Source organism: Pseudomonas sp. NFX5 (assembly GCF_049132125.1).
Lineage (GTDB): Bacteria > Pseudomonadota > Gammaproteobacteria > Pseudomonadales > Pseudomonadaceae > Aquipseudomonas > Aquipseudomonas marginalis.
In genome coordinates this window covers 333,624-349,038 of record NZ_JAFMZG010000044.1, presented here as the reverse complement: position 1 = coordinate 349,038, position 15,415 = coordinate 333,624, and the positions used below count along the sequence as shown (strand labels likewise).

13 protein-coding genes are annotated in these 15,415 nt (G+C 62.5%); 4 read left to right on the top strand and 9 right to left on the bottom strand.

Features of this window, described 5'->3' with window-relative positions; all coding sequences use genetic code 11:
• Window positions 1–62 precede the first annotated feature (62 nt).
• Both J1N02_RS29665 and J1N02_RS29660 read right to left on the bottom strand, forming a co-directional pair.
• The gene (locus J1N02_RS29665) at window positions 63–1,202 is read right to left on the bottom strand and encodes a glycerate kinase (RefSeq protein ID WP_421148167.1); all 1,140 of its coding nucleotides are present in this window, start codon (window positions 1,200–1,202) and stop codon (window positions 63–65) included.
• 91 nt (window positions 1,203–1,293) lie between these two features.
• Window positions 1,294–2,400, bottom strand: a complete 1,107-nt coding sequence (locus J1N02_RS29660) for a sugar diacid recognition domain-containing protein (RefSeq protein WP_092357976.1) — start codon at window positions 2,398–2,400, stop codon at window positions 1,294–1,296.
• A 173-nt stretch (window positions 2,401–2,573) separates the two neighbouring features.
• Between J1N02_RS29660 and J1N02_RS29655 the strand changes: the two genes are divergently transcribed.
• A complete protein-coding gene (locus J1N02_RS29655; RefSeq protein ID WP_027606571.1) occupies window positions 2,574–3,884 on the top strand; it encodes an MFS transporter in 1,311 nt (436 codons plus the stop codon).
• A 64-nt stretch (window positions 3,885–3,948) separates the two neighbouring features.
• Here the strand turns inward: J1N02_RS29655 and J1N02_RS29650 are convergent, their stop codons facing one another.
• Window positions 3,949–4,653 carry an SDR family oxidoreductase gene (locus J1N02_RS29650; RefSeq protein ID WP_421148166.1) on the bottom strand — a complete coding sequence of 235 codons (705 nt, stop codon included), beginning with the start codon at window positions 4,651–4,653 and terminating at the stop codon, window positions 3,949–3,951.
• A gap of 101 nt (window positions 4,654–4,754) precedes the next feature.
• Between J1N02_RS29650 and J1N02_RS29645 the strand changes: the two genes are divergently transcribed.
• From J1N02_RS29645 to rarD, 3 genes are all read left to right on the top strand, one after another.
• A complete protein-coding gene (locus J1N02_RS29645; protein WP_421148165.1) occupies window positions 4,755–5,657 on the top strand; it encodes a LysR family transcriptional regulator in 903 nt (300 codons plus the stop codon).
• Between the two features lie 81 nt (window positions 5,658–5,738).
• Window positions 5,739–6,749 carry an aldo/keto reductase gene (locus J1N02_RS29640; RefSeq protein WP_421148164.1) on the top strand — a complete coding sequence of 337 codons (1,011 nt, stop codon included), beginning with the start codon at window positions 5,739–5,741 and terminating at the stop codon, window positions 6,747–6,749.
• A 403-nt stretch (window positions 6,750–7,152) separates the two neighbouring features.
• Window positions 7,153–8,034 carry an EamA family transporter RarD gene (rarD, locus tag J1N02_RS29635; protein WP_421148163.1) on the top strand — a complete coding sequence of 294 codons (882 nt, stop codon included), beginning with the start codon at window positions 7,153–7,155 and terminating at the stop codon, window positions 8,032–8,034.
• On the opposite strand, the gene J1N02_RS29630 is transcribed toward rarD, so the two are convergent.
• The 6 genes from J1N02_RS29630 to hppD form a co-directional block, all read right to left on the bottom strand.
• Window positions 8,003–8,785 (bottom strand): molecular chaperone, encoded by a 783-nt coding sequence (locus tag J1N02_RS29630; RefSeq protein WP_421148162.1) that lies wholly within the window; start codon window positions 8,783–8,785, stop codon window positions 8,003–8,005. The genes rarD and J1N02_RS29630 overlap by 32 nt on opposite strands.
• Window positions 8,782–9,816: a fimbrial protein gene (locus J1N02_RS29625; RefSeq protein WP_421148161.1), complete on the bottom strand. Its 1,035-nt coding sequence runs from the start codon at window positions 9,814–9,816 to the stop codon at window positions 8,782–8,784. Before J1N02_RS29625 ends, J1N02_RS29630 begins: the two co-directional genes overlap by 4 nt.
• Before the next feature lie 64 nt (window positions 9,817–9,880).
• A complete protein-coding gene (locus tag J1N02_RS29620) occupies window positions 9,881–12,454 on the bottom strand; it encodes a fimbria/pilus outer membrane usher protein (protein WP_421148160.1) in 2,574 nt (857 codons plus the stop codon).
• A 167-nt stretch (window positions 12,455–12,621) separates the two neighbouring features.
• A complete protein-coding gene (locus J1N02_RS29615; RefSeq protein ID WP_414887193.1) occupies window positions 12,622–13,413 on the bottom strand; it encodes a fimbrial biogenesis chaperone in 792 nt (263 codons plus the stop codon).
• A gap of 84 nt (window positions 13,414–13,497) precedes the next feature.
• On the bottom strand, window positions 13,498–14,061 hold the full coding sequence (locus J1N02_RS29610; protein ID WP_027606578.1) for a fimbrial protein: 564 nt from the start codon (window positions 14,059–14,061) through the stop codon (window positions 13,498–13,500).
• A 230-nt stretch (window positions 14,062–14,291) separates the two neighbouring features.
• Window positions 14,292–15,368, bottom strand: a complete 1,077-nt coding sequence (gene hppD / locus J1N02_RS29605) for a 4-hydroxyphenylpyruvate dioxygenase (protein WP_027606579.1) — start codon at window positions 15,366–15,368, stop codon at window positions 14,292–14,294.
• Window positions 15,369–15,415 lie beyond the last annotated feature (47 nt).

Here is a 15,415-nt window from a genome sequence, read left to right as displayed (position 1 = left end):
AAAGTAAGCACGGATCATAGTAATTATCGACAGATCTGTCACGACGCCAAGGGCTGCCTCTATCAGCCCTGCGCAGCCACACGCCACACCCGCGCAATATCCGCTGCGCGCTCGCGCAGCAAACGCGGTGCCTCACTGCAGGCCTGCTCCAGGCTCATCGGGCCGCTTGGCAAGGCAAACGCCGCCTCCACGCCATGGGCATACATCTGCTCGTAGCCGTCGCCCAGGGTGCCGGCGATGACGATCACCGGGACGCCGTGTTGCCGGGCGATGCGGGCCACGCCGAAGGGGGTTTTGCCGCGCAGGGTCTGGGCGTCGAAGCGGCCTTCGCCGGTGATGACCAGGTCGGCGCCGCGTACGGCGTCGTCAAGGCCTACCAGCTCGGCGACGACTTCCACGCCCGCGCGGAACTGCGCGCCGAGGAACGCCTTGGCGGCAAAACCCAGGCCGCCGGCGGCGCCGCTGCCGGGCTCGTCGCGCACGTCCTTGGGCAGGACGTTAGCGCAGTGATCGGCGAAGTGGCCGAGGGCGGCGTCCAGTTGTTGCACCTGCTCGGGGTTGGCGCCTTTTTGCGGGCCGAATATCGCCGAGGCGCCGTGGGGGCCGCACAGCGGGTTGTTCACATCGGCGGCGATTTCAAAGCGTACCTGGGCCAGGCGCGGGTCGAGTTTTTCCAGGTTGATACGTGCCAGCCGTGACAAGGCCAGGCCTCCGGGTGGCAAGGCCTGTTCCGCAGCGTCGAACAGTTGCACACCCAGGGCTTGCATCGCCCCCGCGCCGGCGTCGTTGGTGGCGCTGCCGCCAATTGCCAGAATGATGCGCCGGGCACCCAGGTCCAGGGCCGCGCGAATCAGCTCGCCGGTGCCGTAGGTGCTGCTGGTGCACGCATCGCGCTGGCCTGGCGCTACCAATTGCAGGCCGCTGGCTTCGGCCATTTCGATGATCGCGGTGTGGCTGTCGGCCAACCAGCCCCAACGTGCTTCAACCGTACCGCCCAGCGGGCCACGTACCGCCTGGCGGCGCAATTGGCCGTTACAGGCGGCGAGCACCGCGTCCACCGTGCCTTCACCACCGTCCGCCATCGGGCACTGGATCACGTGTGCGTCCGGCCAGACTTGCGCCAACCCTGCGGCAATGGCCTGGGCGACGCCCTCGGCACTCAGGCTGTCCTTGAACGAGTCGGGGGCGATGATGATTTTCATGGGCTTTCTCCGGTTTTTATCACGCCCATGCTGCCAGTTGGCACCGCCGCTGACGCCGGTCCGATGCACAAGTACGGGTAAGGTTTGTTGTTCATTCCGACAAAGCCTGGGGCAGCAGCTGCACGCCGAGGTATAGCGCCAGCATGCCATCCAGGGTCAACGGGTCGACGCCGCTGAGTTCGGCGATGCGCTCCATACGATAACGCAGACTGTTGCGGTGAATGCCGAGGGCGTCGGCACAGGCCTGGCTTTGCCCGTCGTGTTCGCACCAACTGCGCAGCGTGGCCAGGAGTTGGCCGTTGCTGTCCTTGGCCAGCACCTTGCGCAAGGGGTTGAGCAGTTCGTCCAGGGCATCGTCGTTGCGATGACGCCAGAGCATCACGGGCAGGCGGTAGCGGTTGAGGGTCAACAGCCGCGAGTGCGGCAGTACATCGCGACCGTAGGCCAGCAAATCGCCGACGCGACGATAGCAACGGCGCAATCCGGCCAGGCCATCCGCCTGGCCGCCGACGGCCACCCGCAGGATGTTCCAGCCCAGGCCCTGGAGCTTTTCCAGCAACCGTGGATTGTCCACCTGCTGCGCCGCCGGTCGGCACCACAGCAGCGAGAATTGCGCCGAGCTCACGCACCAACTGTCCGGGTAGCGCGAGGTCAGCCAGGTGTTCAAGGCCTCCGCCGATTGGCCCGCCCCCAGTTCGAACAGGTACGGCGTGCGTGCCAGCTGCGGCTTGAGGCCCAATTGCTGGGCTTCGTCGACCAGGCGTGGTGAGTCGCCGCTGTCGGCGAGGAGCAACGCCAACAGATCATCGCAACGCTGGCGTCGCCATTGCTGCTCGGCTTGCTGATGACGATGGCTGACGAGCATTTCGGCGGTCATGCGCACCAATTCGGCATAGGTGCGCAACAGCTCGGGCTCGCCGGTGATGCCCAGTACGCCAATCAGGCGCTGATCGTGCATCAGCGGCAGGTTGATGCCCGGCTGCACGCCCTTGAGGTGCTTGGCGGTCTGCCCGTCGATCTCGACCACGCGACCGTTGGCCAGCACCAATTGTGCGCCTTCGTGGCGGGTGTTGATGCGCTCGGGTTCGCCGCTGCCGAGGATCAGGCCCTGGCTGTCCATGACGTTGACGTTATAGGGCAGGATCGCCATGGTGCGATTGACGATATCCTGCGCCAGGTCATGATCCAGCTCGAACATGCGGCCATCTCCTTGAAAGAAAGTCCTTGAAAGCGTGGTTGTTCATCGGCACAGCGCAAAGCATGCATCACTGTGCGCAAGCACAAAGACAGCACCCCGCCACGTGGCCGAGACTCATTGGGCGATCAACGTTACCCTCGCATCGCAAAAAATCATAATAAAGAGAGACTCCCATGTCACAGAGCGCCGCTGTCACACTGGCCACCGATGACGATAAAAACGCCATCTACAAGCGCATTACCCTGCGCCTGATCCCCTTCATTTTCATCTGCTATCTGTTCAACTACCTCGACCGGGTCAACGTTGGCTTTGCCAAGTTGCAGATGCTCGATGCGCTGGAATTCAGCGAAACCGTATACGGCCTCGGTGCCGGGATCTTCTTTATCGGCTACGTGCTGTGCGGCGTGCCGAGCAACCTGGCGCTGACCAGGTTCGGTCCACGGCGCTGGATTGCCTTGATGATGATCGTCTGGGGCACACTGTCCACCTGCCTGCTGTTCGTCACCACGCCGACGCATTTCTACACCTTGCGCCTGTTTACCGGTGCGGCTGAAGCCGGCTTCTTCCCCGGTGTGGTGCTGTACCTCTCGCAGTGGTTCCCGACGTTCCGCCGTGGGCGGATCATGGCGCTGTTCATGTCGGCGATCCCGGTGTCCGGTTTGCTCGGCAGCCCGTTTTCCGGCTGGATCCTCAACCACTTCGCCGCCGGCCAGGGCGGCCTGGCGGGCTGGCAGTGGATGTTCCTGCTGCAAGGCATCCCGACCGTGATCCTCGGCGCCCTCGCCTACTTCCTGCTCAGCGACAGCTTTGCCCATGCCAAGTGGCTCAAGCCCCACGAACGCGCCGTGCTGGAAGCCGACCAGGCCACCGACCTGGCCAACAAGCCGAAAACCACCACCGATTCACTCGCCGAAGTGTTCAAGAACCCGGCGATCTGGGCGTTCGGCCTGATCTACTTCTGCATTCAGAGTGGCGTATACGCCATCAACTTCTGGCTGCCGTCGATCATCAAGAACCTGGGTTTCAGCGATAACCTGGTAATAGGTTGGCTCAGTGCGATTCCGTATCTGCTGGCAGCGGTTTTCATGTTGCTGGTGGGCCGCTCGGCGGACTTGCGCAAGGAGCGTCGCTGGCACTTGGTGGTGCCGATGCTGATGGGCGCCATCGGCCTGGTGATCGCGGTGAACTTCGCCACCACGCCGGCCATCGCCATCCTCGGCCTGACCATCGCCACCATGGGCGCCCTCACCGGCCTGCCGATGTTCTGGCCGGTGCCGACCGCCATGCTCAGTGCAGGCGCAGCGGCCGGCGGCCTGGCGCTGATCAACTCCATGGGCCAGATGGCCGGTTTCCTCAGTCCGTATATCGTCGGTTTTGTGAAGGACGCCACCGGGTCCACGGATATGGCGCTGTACCTGCTGGCGGCGGTGATTGTGGCGGGCAGTGTGCTGGCGTTGCGGATGACGCGGACCTTGAAGGTATAACGCGGTCCATGTGGGAGGGGCGGTGCGACGATTCGACTTGCCCCCTCCCACATTTAGCCTGCGTTTACAGCAGGCCACCGCCGTCGATATCAATGACAGCACCGGTCATGTAGCCATTTTCCATGGCCAGCACATACCCCGCCGCCACTTCCTCGGCCTGCCCCACACGTCCCACCGGCAACGCGCCACCTGCCTTGGCAAACATCGCCAGGCGCTGGTCCTCGGCCAACCCCGCATACGCCGGGGTATCAATCACCCCAGGGCTCACCACGTTGACCCGACGCGGTGCCAATTCTTTTGCCAACTGCTTGCCCAGGGCTTCAGTGGCGGCGTTGATACCGACTTTGATGAACTGCCCCGGTGCCAATTTGCGCCCCAGTTGCCCGGAGGTCAGGCTGATGCTGCCGTGCTCATCGAGGAAAGGCAGCGCGTGCTGGATCGCCCGCAAGGCACCCCAGAGTTTCACGTTGAAGTTGTCCTGGGCCTCGCCCAGGTCGGTTTCGGGCAGGGCCTTGGCGCGTACCGAGGGGCCGGAGGTGTACACCAGATGGTCAAAGCGCCCGACGGTTTCGAACAACCGTTGCAGGGACGCGGCGTCGGTGACGTCCACCGGTTCGCTGCGCAGGCCGTTATCGCGGCCAGACGATAGGCGCCGCCCCGCCAGCACCACCTGGGCACCGCGTGCGGCTGCGGCCTTGGCCACGGCTGCACCGATGCCGCTGCTGCCGCCGATGACGATCACCGTTTTGCCGTTGAGTGAGGAATTCATGGGGAAGTGTCCTGGGTCAGAAAGTGAGCGTTCATCATCCCAGCTTGGCAATCAACGAAAAATCCCGGTAAAACGACAGGATCTTTAAAGGATTTTTACAAATGAGCTCAATCCTCGACCTCGAAGTGTTCGCACGCACCGCCGACACCGGCAGCCTGTCTGCCGCCGCACGCGGGCTCGGCTTGACCCCCGCAGCGGCCAGCATTGCCCTCAAGCGCCTGGAAACCCGCTTGGGTACCCGCCTGCTGGCACGCTCCACCCGCAGCATGCGCCTGACCGAAGAAGGCCGGCGTTACCTCGACAGCGTGCGCGAGGCCCTGGCCGCCTTGGCCGAAGGCGAGCAAGCGCTCAAGCAGCAGAGCCAGGGCCTGACCGGCTTGTTGCAGTTGGCCGCACCCTCGGATTTCGGCCGCAATGTGGTACTGGGCTGGCTGGATGAGTTCAAGCTGGAACACCCGCACATCCGCCTGCAACTACTGCTCAACGACAGCAATGCCGACCTGTTCCGCGACACCGTCGACATCGCCCTGCGCTTCGGCGTCCCACGGGACTCCAGCCTGGTGGCGCTGCCGGTGGTGTCCGATCACCAACGCCTGCCCTGCGCCAGCCCCGACTACCTGGCGCGTCACGGCACGCCGCGCATCCCGGCGGAGTTGGCGCAGCACAATACGCTGCGGTACATGCGCCAGGGCCGGGCCAACAGCACCTGGTACTTTCGCCAGGGCGCCACGTTGCAGGAAGTCGAAGTGACGGGCGACTACCTGAGCGATGACGGCGAGATTGTGCGGCGCTGGGCACTGGCCGGCCACGGCATTGCCTATAAGGCCAACCTCGACATCGCCCGGGACCTCAAGGCCGGACGGCTGGTGCACCTGTTGCCGGACTGGCAGGGCGAACCCACCCCGTTCAACCTGATGTGCCCTCACCGCCTGCAAGTGTCGGAGCGGGTGAAAGCGCTGCACCGATTTCTGCAAGGGCGTTGCCAGGCCTTGCTGAGTGCATGAAGATACGCCCCCAGGGCTTGTTCCAGAGCCTGCGAGTCTGGTATTGCATAGGGCACGTCTCACTGCCGCAAGGAGCTTTGCATGATTTACCGCACATTGGGCCAGTCCGGTTTGAAGGTCAGCGCCTTGACCCTGGGCACCATGATGTTTGGCGAACAGACCCACACCGAGGACTCGCTGCGCATCATCGACAAGGCCTGGGACCAGGGCATCAATTTTATCGACACGGCGGATGTCTACACCGGCGGGCGCTCCGAGGAAATCGTCGGCGAGGCCATCGCTCGCCATCGTCAGGATTGGGTGGTGGCGTCGAAAGTCGCCATTGGCCCCACCGAGGGCCTGCCCAACCGCAGTGGCCTGAGCCGCAAGCGCATCTTCAACGCGCTGGAAACCAGCCTCACCCGCCTCGATACCGACTACCTCGACATCTACTACCTGCACCGCGAAGATCACGACACCCCGCTGGAGGTGACGGTATCGGCCATCGGCGACCTGATTCGCCAGGGCAAGATCCGCTACTGGGGCCTGTCCAACTATCGCGGCTGGCGAATTGCCGAGGTGATCCGCGTCGCCGAACGCCTGGGCGTGGACAAACCGGTGATCAGCCAGCCGTTGTACAACATCGTCAACCGCCAGGCTGAAGTCGAACAGATCACCGCCGCTGCCGCGTACGGCCTGGGCGTGGTGCCTTACAGCCCACTGGCCCGCGGCGTGCTCAGCGGCAAGTACGCACCGGACGTGACACCCGAAGCCGGCAGCCGTGCGGCACGCCAGGACAAGCGCATCCTGGAAACCGAATGGCGCGTGGAGTCGTTGCGCATCGCCCAGCAGATCCAGCAATACACCCAGGGCCGTGGCGTGGGCATTGTCGAGTTTGCCATCGCCTGGGTGCTGAACAACGCGGCGGTGAGCTCGGCGATCGTAGGGCCGCGCACCGAGGCGCAGTGGGATGCCTACACCGGCGCGCTGGACGTGAAGATCACGGCTGAGGATGAAGCGTTCATTGATTCGTTGGTAACGCCGGGGCATTCATCTACGCCGGGGTTCAATGATGTGGGCCATTTTGTCTCGGGCCGGGTGACGCGCGCGTAGGCTGATTGACCAAGTAAGGGTTGCGCAGCGGCCTTACTGCGGCGAGCGGGCTTGTTGTGGTGAGCGGGCTTGCTGTGGTGAGCGGGCTTGCCCCGCGCTGGGCTGCGCAGCAGCCCTTTAAAGCCGTCGCGTTTTTCCAGGAAAACCTCGTCGCCAGTTATTGGGGCTGCTTCGCAGCCCAGCGCGGGGCAAGCCCGCTCACCACAACAACCACAACAACAACAACAACAACAACAACCACAACAACACCCCGACTGCCCCTGCCAGGCAGACCCAAGCGGCGGCAGCGAGACATTTTCCTGAAAAACGCCCCAAAACAGCGCGCCCTTCCCGCCTCAAAAGCACCATAATCCCCTGTTGAAATTCCCCCTACTTGTTTGAAATCGGTTTTCGCGAGGACAGCGTGTCTAAAGGTGTTGTGTTATCGGTGTCGGCCTCGGTGTTGTTTGCCGTGATGTATTACTTCACGTCATTGCTGACGCCATTGAGCGGGCTGGAAATTTTCGGCTGGCGCATGTTGCTGACCGTGCCGTGCATGACGGTGTTCATGATCGTCAGCGGCGAATGGCGGCGGGTCTGGGAATTGCTGCGAGTGCTGGCGGCCAAGCCTCGGCTGATCGGCGGTGTGGTGCTGTCGTCGGCGTTGCTGGGCGTGCAGTTGTGGTTGTTCATGTGGGCGCCGCTGAATGGGCGCAGCCTGGATGTATCGGTGGGTTACTTCCTGCTGCCGCTGACCATGGTGCTGACCGGGCGCCTGGTATGGGGCGAACAGTTGTCCTACCTGCAAAAGATCGCGGTGTTTTTTGCCGGCCTCGGGGTACTCAACGAGTTGTTGCAGGCCGGCGGGTTCTCCTGGGCGACGCTGGTGGTGATCATCGGTTACCCGCTGTATTTCATTGCGCGCAGATACCTCAAGACCGACCACCTGGGCGGACTGTGGCTGGACATGGCGCTGATGCTGCCGGTGGCCTGGTGGTTTGTGCAAAGCGGCGAACAGGGCTTTGCGGTGATGGATGCCCACCCCAAGCTGTACGGGTTGATCCCGATACTGGGCCTGATCAGCGCCTCGGCGCTGGTGAGCTATATCATCGCCAGCCGCCTGCTGGCGTTCAGCCTGTTCGGACTGCTCAGTTATGTCGAGCCGGTGCTGTTGCTGGTGGTGGCGCTGCTGCTGGGTGAAGGCATCAAGGCCGGCGAATGGTTGACCTACATCCCGATCTGGATAGCGGTCATGGTCCTTGTGTTCGAAGGGGTCAAGCACCTGGTGCGTCAGCGCAGGGCTTGAGCGACGAACAGGCGACAGGTCGCAACAGCGCCTGATGATGTTGAGTGGCCCCCTCATCGTCCAGGGTGGTGAATTCTACTGGCGTGCCGGTCAGGCCCTCGTGAGGCAGCCCGGGCATCGCAATCCGTGCAGTCCCATAGGGCGCGACCATCGGCGGATCTTCACTGCGATGCTCCACTGCGCGGAGTGTCAGTACCACCCCGGACAAGGTCACGTGATAGGGCGTGGGGTTAAGCACCTCCAACCCCGCCTCGCCTCCACCGCTTACGGACCATTGCAGCGCGTGAGCCGCGTCCTGCACCTGCCCCGGCAGTTCGGCGGGCCGGAGGAAAAGCTTGATCCGCGTACGAAAGGCAAATTGCAGGACGTTGGTTTCAGCCGAGGCCTCAACACTCGGCCTGATTGCCAGCACGTTCAGCCAGTACACCGACTCCCGGTCAGCCATCGGCTTCGGCGTTTGATAATGCATGATCCGCAAGGCGCGTCCGGTGCTTGCATTCATGCGAACGATGGGTGGCGTAATCGTGAACGGCACATCACTGTTTTCGGGCGCCGCCGCCGCATCGCCGTCATCGATCCACGCCTGCACCAGGCGCGGACTGTCAGCCTCGTTGTGCAGGTTGATCACCACCGCGCGCGCGGCGCCCGGATAGATGACACGTGTGCGGTCAATCACGATTTCACCCTGCGTGACGATCGCCTGCAGGCTCATCAGCACGCCAAGGCCCCTGCTCCACAGCGCGATGCTCATCGGTAGCTCATTGTGAAGGACGCCAACCCGTTCGCGCTGCCGGGCCGGATCGATGAGCCCGTCTGGATATAACGTGCAGTCAAAGGAATCTGCACGGTTGCATTGCCGGTTGTGCCGACCAGCCACTGGTTCGGGTTGCCAATGGTCGTGGAGTCGGCGCCGTAACGCACCAGTGTGCTCCCCCGCAGTAGTTGCAGTGCGACGCCGCTGGCCACGGAGGTCGGGGTCAGGGATAACACATCGCTGCGATTGGCCGGCGCGGTCTGGTCTGTCACCGTTATAAATACGTCACGCGTAGCACCGCTGGTGCCGCCCTTACATGACAGTGTGATGTTACGGGTCACGCTGCCGGCGAAGCTGCCCACCCCGCGAAAGTCACGTGCAGCCACGGCCGGCATGGGCATTGCAACCGAAGGCGTGGTGACGCTGCAGGTGGGTTTGCGGGGCGCATTGATCGTGATATTGGAAAAGTTCACCGCGTAATAGCCGGCCCCGCTGATGGGCGTGCCGGTGATCGTATACCTTGCAAGGTTCCTGGCGGCGATCGTGCCGCCGGTGATGGGGCCCGTGGCTACAAAGTAGATACGGGTATCAAGCCCGAGGACGATGGGCCTTGCCCTGATATCTCCAACAATCAGTGTGACACCCGCCGTGTTGATAGGCATGAACGGCCGATTCGGGTCCCTCGCCATCATGGCAAACCCGACCCCAGGCACATTGGTGGCGTGCACCGGCATTGAAAGCCCGTTGGCGGAAAATGTCTGGCCCGTCGGCGGGCTATTGACCAGCGCCAGCCTGGCCTGTGCCCCAAAAGCAATGCCAGTGGTACACCGAAGCGCAGATCCTGGAGGGCTGTCAAAGCGATAGCCGCTGGCGGACCCTATCACTTGTCCTACCTGTTGCCCGGCCGCAACGGTGATCGGGGGAATAGTAATATTCACCGACGGGCCGGGGGCGCAGGTGATCGCTTGAGCCTCCAGCGCCACCATCCATCCTCCCAGCACCACGCCGGCAAGCGAATACCTAGTCATGAAAACAACACCTCTGTCATATCGGATAAGTCTTGCATCGCATCAATCATGAATCGGCGCTCGCTCATGGCTGGCCCGCCACCTGGCGAGCCTGGCTCGCCACGCATACCCCTTGCATGAAATCGGTAGTGACCTGTCGCTGGCCGGCGGTCACCGCCGGCATGTGATAGTGGATATCGCACTGCTCGGCGATTTTGCTGCCCCACTTGACGGTCAGGCGGCCTTCCTGCGGGATGTCCCGGACGAAGGCTTTGCTGGCCTGCCCCACCACACCGACCTCACGCCCTTGCCCATCGAATACCTGTGCAGCAAATGGCAGCGGGCTGCCATTCTCGCGAACGCCCTTGACCACCACTGCCCGGCCATTGACCGTGTCGAACTTGACCAGCGATACCGCACCCGAGGTCGGTACGACGTTGCGGGTCGATTCCTGAAGCTCCACATCCAGCGACATGCCTTCCGGATCGATCTCCACCGTATTGTTCTGGAACGCCGTCAGATTGGGCACGACGGCGTATCCCTTGCTGTTGACCCGTGTACCGCCGCCACCGCCAAGCCGGGCGCCTTCGGCTCCCGGCACATGGACCAGCGCCGAGGCTTCGCCCAGGCTTTGCGAGAACGCCACACCGTCGGGGTGCACGACGACCCCGCCGTCGGCGCCGAACGAAAGCTGCGAGCTATCGCGGCTCTGGCCATATCCGGCGCGCAGGTGGGTGGCATCGGTGCGATAACCTGCATAGGTGTTGAACTGGCTGGAGCGCGTGCCTTCACTGATCGCACGGTGGGCGGAAACACCGTAGTTGACCTCGGCGTTCTCGCCCAGGAAGCCGTTGATGCCCACCTGCTGCTGGCTGCCCCGTGTATCGCCGGTATCCCGAGACAGCGAAGTATTGATCGTCGGCGACCTCGACTCACTCCCCAGGGGCATCGATAGCGTGAGCATGTAGCGGTTATCGATGCGCCCGGGTTGACCGATACGCCCGAAGAACACATCGTCACTGAGCTCGCTTTGGGTCAGTTGTCGCGTGTCCTGGACCCTCGAACGTTGCGCCGAAAGGTTCCAGTTGAGCTTGTTCCAGGTCGAGCCGTAGCTGGCGGTGAATGAAACCTGGCGGCCCTCGTTCTCGCCCCAATAGTCGACAGAGCTGCCGTACAGGCTCAGGGTGCCGATGCCCAGTTGCTGGCTGATGGTCAAGTCGAGCCGGCTTTTTTGCCGGGCATAGCCGTTGACATCACCGGAGCGGCTCGCGATCTCACGCACATTCAGGGCATCCGGAAGGTTCAGGTATCCCTCCGTGGAGAATCGATACGCGCCCAGCGCAAAATGCGTCCCCGAGGCCGGCAGGCTTTTGTTGTAGCCAAGCCCGAGGCTTTGCCCGGTCAGGCGTCCATGCTCTGGCACCGCGGTACGTGAGGTGGCGGTGTCCAGCGAAAAGGCGCCGACGGGCGTATTCAACGCAACACCGACCTTTCCCTGCTCATAGCCTTTGGAAAGACTGCCGCCGCCATACACCGTCAGGTCATCGGTCAAGCCGCGTTGCAGAGTGCCTTGAAAGACGTTCGCACCTTTGGCATCGATGCCCTTTTGCTGCACCTCACCCAGGGTGGCGCTGTATTTCGTCGTGTCGGCCCGCAGCAGCTGCGGGGCCACTGAATACGGCACGACGAAGGTGTTCCGACGCCCGTCGACTTCGGTCACGCTGACGATCAAATCACCGCCGTAACCGGTGGCATGCAGGTCACTGATGACAAAGGGGCCAGGCGCCACCGTGGTCTCATAAATGGTGTAGCCGTTCTGGCTGACCGTGACCGTTGCATTACTGTCGGCGACACCCCGTACCTGCGGTGCATAGCCTTGCTGCGTCTGCGGGCGCATGCGGTCATCGGTGGCCAGGGTCACGCCCCGCAGGCGGACCCCGTCGACGATCTGTCCGTTGCTGAAGGTGTCTCCCAGGGTCAGTTGTGACTGCCAGGGGATGATACTGCGCTGCACATACGTGGACGTGTTCTGATAAGTCTCGAAGCCTGTGCGATTGCTCCAGGCCTGGGCGCCCTGGTGCCGCACGCGCCAGGCGCCCAGATTGATCCCTGCATTGAGGCCCAGGTAAGTACGACCGTCACCTTCACCGGCGGTGACTGCGCTGGTGCTGAAGTTGTAATTGAGTAACCCTGCGGCAATCCCCTCATCCAGCGACTCGGGGTCAATGTAGCCACGCATGGAACGCTTCATATAGGCCTGCGGCACGCTGGCGGCCAACTCGAGCGCACCCGGGTCGAAGGTGCTGGATGCCATCGGAATCCACTGCCCCAGGTCGCCGCAGTACTGGCCGGCTGCGGCAGGGTTGCCGACCTCGCGCCCATGGGCCTCGGTATCGACTTTATCCATCGCGATACCGATTTTTTCCAACACTTCGCGACTCAAGCATGGCTGCGCGCCGGCCTTTGCCTGGGCTGCGACGAACTCCACCTCCCTGCGCCCCAATGCCTGGCCGTTGACCACGATATCTACGCGGTACAGGCCGGGGCTCATCGGGTTGCCGGTGTTGAACCGTGACGTGTCGACCGACGACGCCAGGCCACTGGAGAATGCGTTCAGATCAAAGCTCAACTCAGACGCAAGCGCGGCATCGCTTGCCATCACGGCCGCACTCATCAAACCACCCAACATCATCGTGCGAGGCTGGAATGGCAAAATCGGGGCGCAACGATGCACCCTTACCTGGATGTGACTAGGCATAGTTATGACTTCAGTGGACGCTGGGAAATGTACGTTTGCTTGCCATCATCAACGTTCCGGGGACGCGTTCAGCGGTGCAACACAGCAGGCTGCGCCGATGAAAAGCCGCCGAAATCGTTGATGTAGGTGAAACTCACCCGTGCATCGGCAGGTATTGCCTTCGCGGCTTTCGGCACCGGTACCTTCAACGTGCCTCCTGGTTCCACCATCCCTTCCGGCAGGATCAGTTTTTTCGCGTTTGGATCGGCGCCCATGAGCAGGGCAATGTCGTTGAAGGTGACGTGATACGCCGATGGGTTATGCACCTGTATCTCGTTGCCCTGGGCGACCCGCGCCAGGGACCAGCGCAACAGCCCGGGCGCCTCCTCGGGTGTTCCGGATAACTGCGCCGGACGAAAAAACACTTTGGTGCGGATACGGAACGCGAACTTGAAGTGGTTCCGCTGATCGTCTTCAAGCGTGGGATCAAACTCACTGGTCGCACCAGGGACCTCAAGTACATTCAACCAGAACAGCGACTCTCTATCCGCAGGCAGCGGTGCCTTGGTGTAGGACAGGCGCATGAACTGGCTTTTGCCTGAGTCCAGGCGAAATACCGGCGGAGACAGCACGAAAGGCACATCGCTCAGCGACGGCGCTGCCTCTGGGTCACCGGCGTCCAGCCATGCCTGGACCAGGCGGGGTGCATGTTTGTCATCATTGGTCACTCGTAGGGTGACCTCGCGTCGCTGCTCGGGGTAAATCTGTCGCGTACCGTCGATAACCACGCCCGCGTGAGCCATGTGCGAGGCCATCCCCAAGGACAGGCTCAGCGCCACGCACATCGCTCGACGACTTAAGATCATCAGTAAATCCTGCATCGGGTAATCCTTGATAACAGTTGTCCTGCGCCCGACCGCCGGGTCGAGCGAGGATCTCAGGCGATGGTCATCTGCGTGGCTGCATCAAGGAAAGGTGACCGAGTACTGCACACTGCTGGTGACATTACCCGCGCCCGCCGCGCCACCGTTGGCGATATAGCGTGCGTAGAACGGCAAGGTCGCCAGGCCATTGGTAACGGTGGCAACGGTCGAGTTGTTGCCGGTGCGCAAGTCCATCGGCGTGGAGGTCGCACCATCGAGGATTTGTACCTCAACCCGCGAGGCCGGCGTTGCCGTGGCCGTGTTACGCAGGTTGCCGGTTGCCGGGTTGATGCCAGGGCTGGTCGGCTCATAACGTACGGCGACCTTGGTACCGTTCGGGCATCCGCCCGAGCCGCCGACATAGACAAAGTAGCGCTTGGCGCCGGCCGTATCGCCTGCGGCCTTGAGGGCCGAGGTTTGCACTCGGTCAAGCACTACCGGGAAGTTGGCGCCCGAACCTGGCGAGGCCCCGGTACCGCCACTGATGGTGCAGGTGGTGCCACTGACCGAGCCCGTGATCGTGATGGTACCGTCTGCCGCATAAGCGGAGCTGGCGGCAAAGCCGCAAAAGGCCAGCACTGCAGCCGCCAGAGTTTGTTTTGTCATAGTCAGTCTTTCCTTAAAGTTGGGTTCGCGGAATGCACGGTTGCGACACAGGAGAACATCAGCTCTTGCGCCCCCCATGTGTGGATATCGCGATCAATCGGGTTCCCAGGCCTGGAAAAGTCGTTTGTTTCAAGCTCGTTCTGAATTGGCAGGCAAAAAAAATGCTCCGTACGTTGGGATACGGAGCATGTTCGTCAAGCACCTGGGCAGCCTGCCAGGCCCCACATGGATCAGTCGGCGGTCAACACACCACGACGTACCTGGTCCCGCTCGATGGACTCGAACAGCGCCTTGAAGTTGCCCTCGCCAAACCCATCATCGCCCTTGCGCTGGATGAACTCGAAGAACACCGGGCCCATCAGGGTTTCCGAGAAGATCTGCAGCAACAGGCGCTTGTCGCCTTCGATGGACGAGCCGTCCAGCAGGATGCCCCGCGCCTGCAGCTGATCCACCGGTTCGCCGTGGTTCGGCAGGCGACCTTCGAGCATTTCGTAGTAGGTGTCCGGCGGTGCGGTCATGAAGCGCATGCCGATCTTCTTGAGTGCGTCCCAGGTCTTGACCAGGTCGTCGGTGAGGAACGCGACGTGCTGGATGCCCTCGCCATTGAACTGCATCAGGAACTCTTCGATCTGCCCGGCGCCCTTGGACGACTCTTCGTTCAGCGGGATGCGGATCATGCCGTCCGGGGCGCTCATGGCCTTGGACGTCAGGCCGGTGTATTCGCCCTTGATATCGAAGTAGCGCGCTTCACGGAAGTTGAACAGTTTCTCGTAGAAGCCGGCCCAGTAGGCCATGCGCCCGCGATAGACGTTGTGGGTCAGGTGGTCGATGACCTTGAGGCCGGCGCCTTGCGGGTTGCGCTCGACGCCGTCGAGGTAGACGAAGTCGATGTCATAGATCGAGCTGCCCTCACCGAAACGGTCGATCAGGTACAGCGGCGCGCCGCCGATGCCCTTGATGGCCGGCAGGTTCAGCTCCATCGGGCCGGTTTCGATATGGATGGGCTGGGCCCCCAGTTCCAGGGCGCGGTTGTAGGCTTTTTGCGAGTCCTTGACGCGGAACGCCATGCCGCACACCGACGGGCCATGCTCGGCGGCGAAGTAGGAGGCGATGCTGTTGGGCTCGTTGTTGAGGATCAGGTTGATCTCGCCCTGGCGGAACAGTTGGACGTTCTTGGAGCGGTGATTCGCGACTTTGGTGAAGCCCATGATCTCGAAGATCGGCTCCAGGGTGCCCGGGGTCGGCGATGCGAATTCGATAAATTCAAAGCCCATCAGGCCCATTGGGTTTTCATAGTGGTCGGTCATGGCCGGCGCCTCATCATTCTTGTGGGTAGCAATTGGTTATGTGCGAG

Bases quoted from the DNA above. Each gene is read 5' to 3' on its own strand.
- J1N02_RS29665 (WP_421148167.1), bottom strand. From the start codon at position 1,202: ATGAAAATCATCATCGCCCCCGACTCGTTCAAGGACAGCCTGAGTGCC.
- J1N02_RS29660 (WP_092357976.1), bottom strand. From the start codon at position 2,400: ATGTTCGAGCTGGATCATGACCTGGCGCAGGATATCGTCAATCGCACC.
- J1N02_RS29655 (WP_027606571.1), top strand. From the start codon at position 2,574: ATGTCACAGAGCGCCGCTGTCACACTGGCCACCGATGACGATAAAAAC.
- J1N02_RS29650 (WP_421148166.1), bottom strand. From the start codon at position 4,653: ATGAATTCCTCACTCAACGGCAAAACGGTGATCGTCATCGGCGGCAGC.
- J1N02_RS29645 (WP_421148165.1), top strand. From the start codon at position 4,755: ATGAGCTCAATCCTCGACCTCGAAGTGTTCGCACGCACCGCCGACACC.
- J1N02_RS29640 (WP_421148164.1), top strand. From the start codon at position 5,739: ATGATTTACCGCACATTGGGCCAGTCCGGTTTGAAGGTCAGCGCCTTG.
- J1N02_RS29630 (WP_421148162.1), bottom strand. From the start codon at position 8,785: ATGAGCATCGCGCTGTGGAGCAGGGGCCTTGGCGTGCTGATGAGCCTG.
- J1N02_RS29625 (WP_421148161.1), bottom strand. From the start codon at position 9,816: ATGACTAGGTATTCGCTTGCCGGCGTGGTGCTGGGAGGATGGATGGTG.
- J1N02_RS29620 (WP_421148160.1), bottom strand. From the start codon at position 12,454: ATGGCAAGCGATGCCGCGCTTGCGTCTGAGTTGAGCTTTGATCTGAAC.
- J1N02_RS29615 (WP_414887193.1), bottom strand. From the start codon at position 13,413: ATGCAGGATTTACTGATGATCTTAAGTCGTCGAGCGATGTGCGTGGCG.
- J1N02_RS29610 (WP_027606578.1), bottom strand. From the start codon at position 14,061: ATGACAAAACAAACTCTGGCGGCTGCAGTGCTGGCCTTTTGCGGCTTT.
- hppD (WP_027606579.1), bottom strand. From the start codon at position 15,368: ATGACCGACCACTATGAAAACCCAATGGGCCTGATGGGCTTTGAATTT.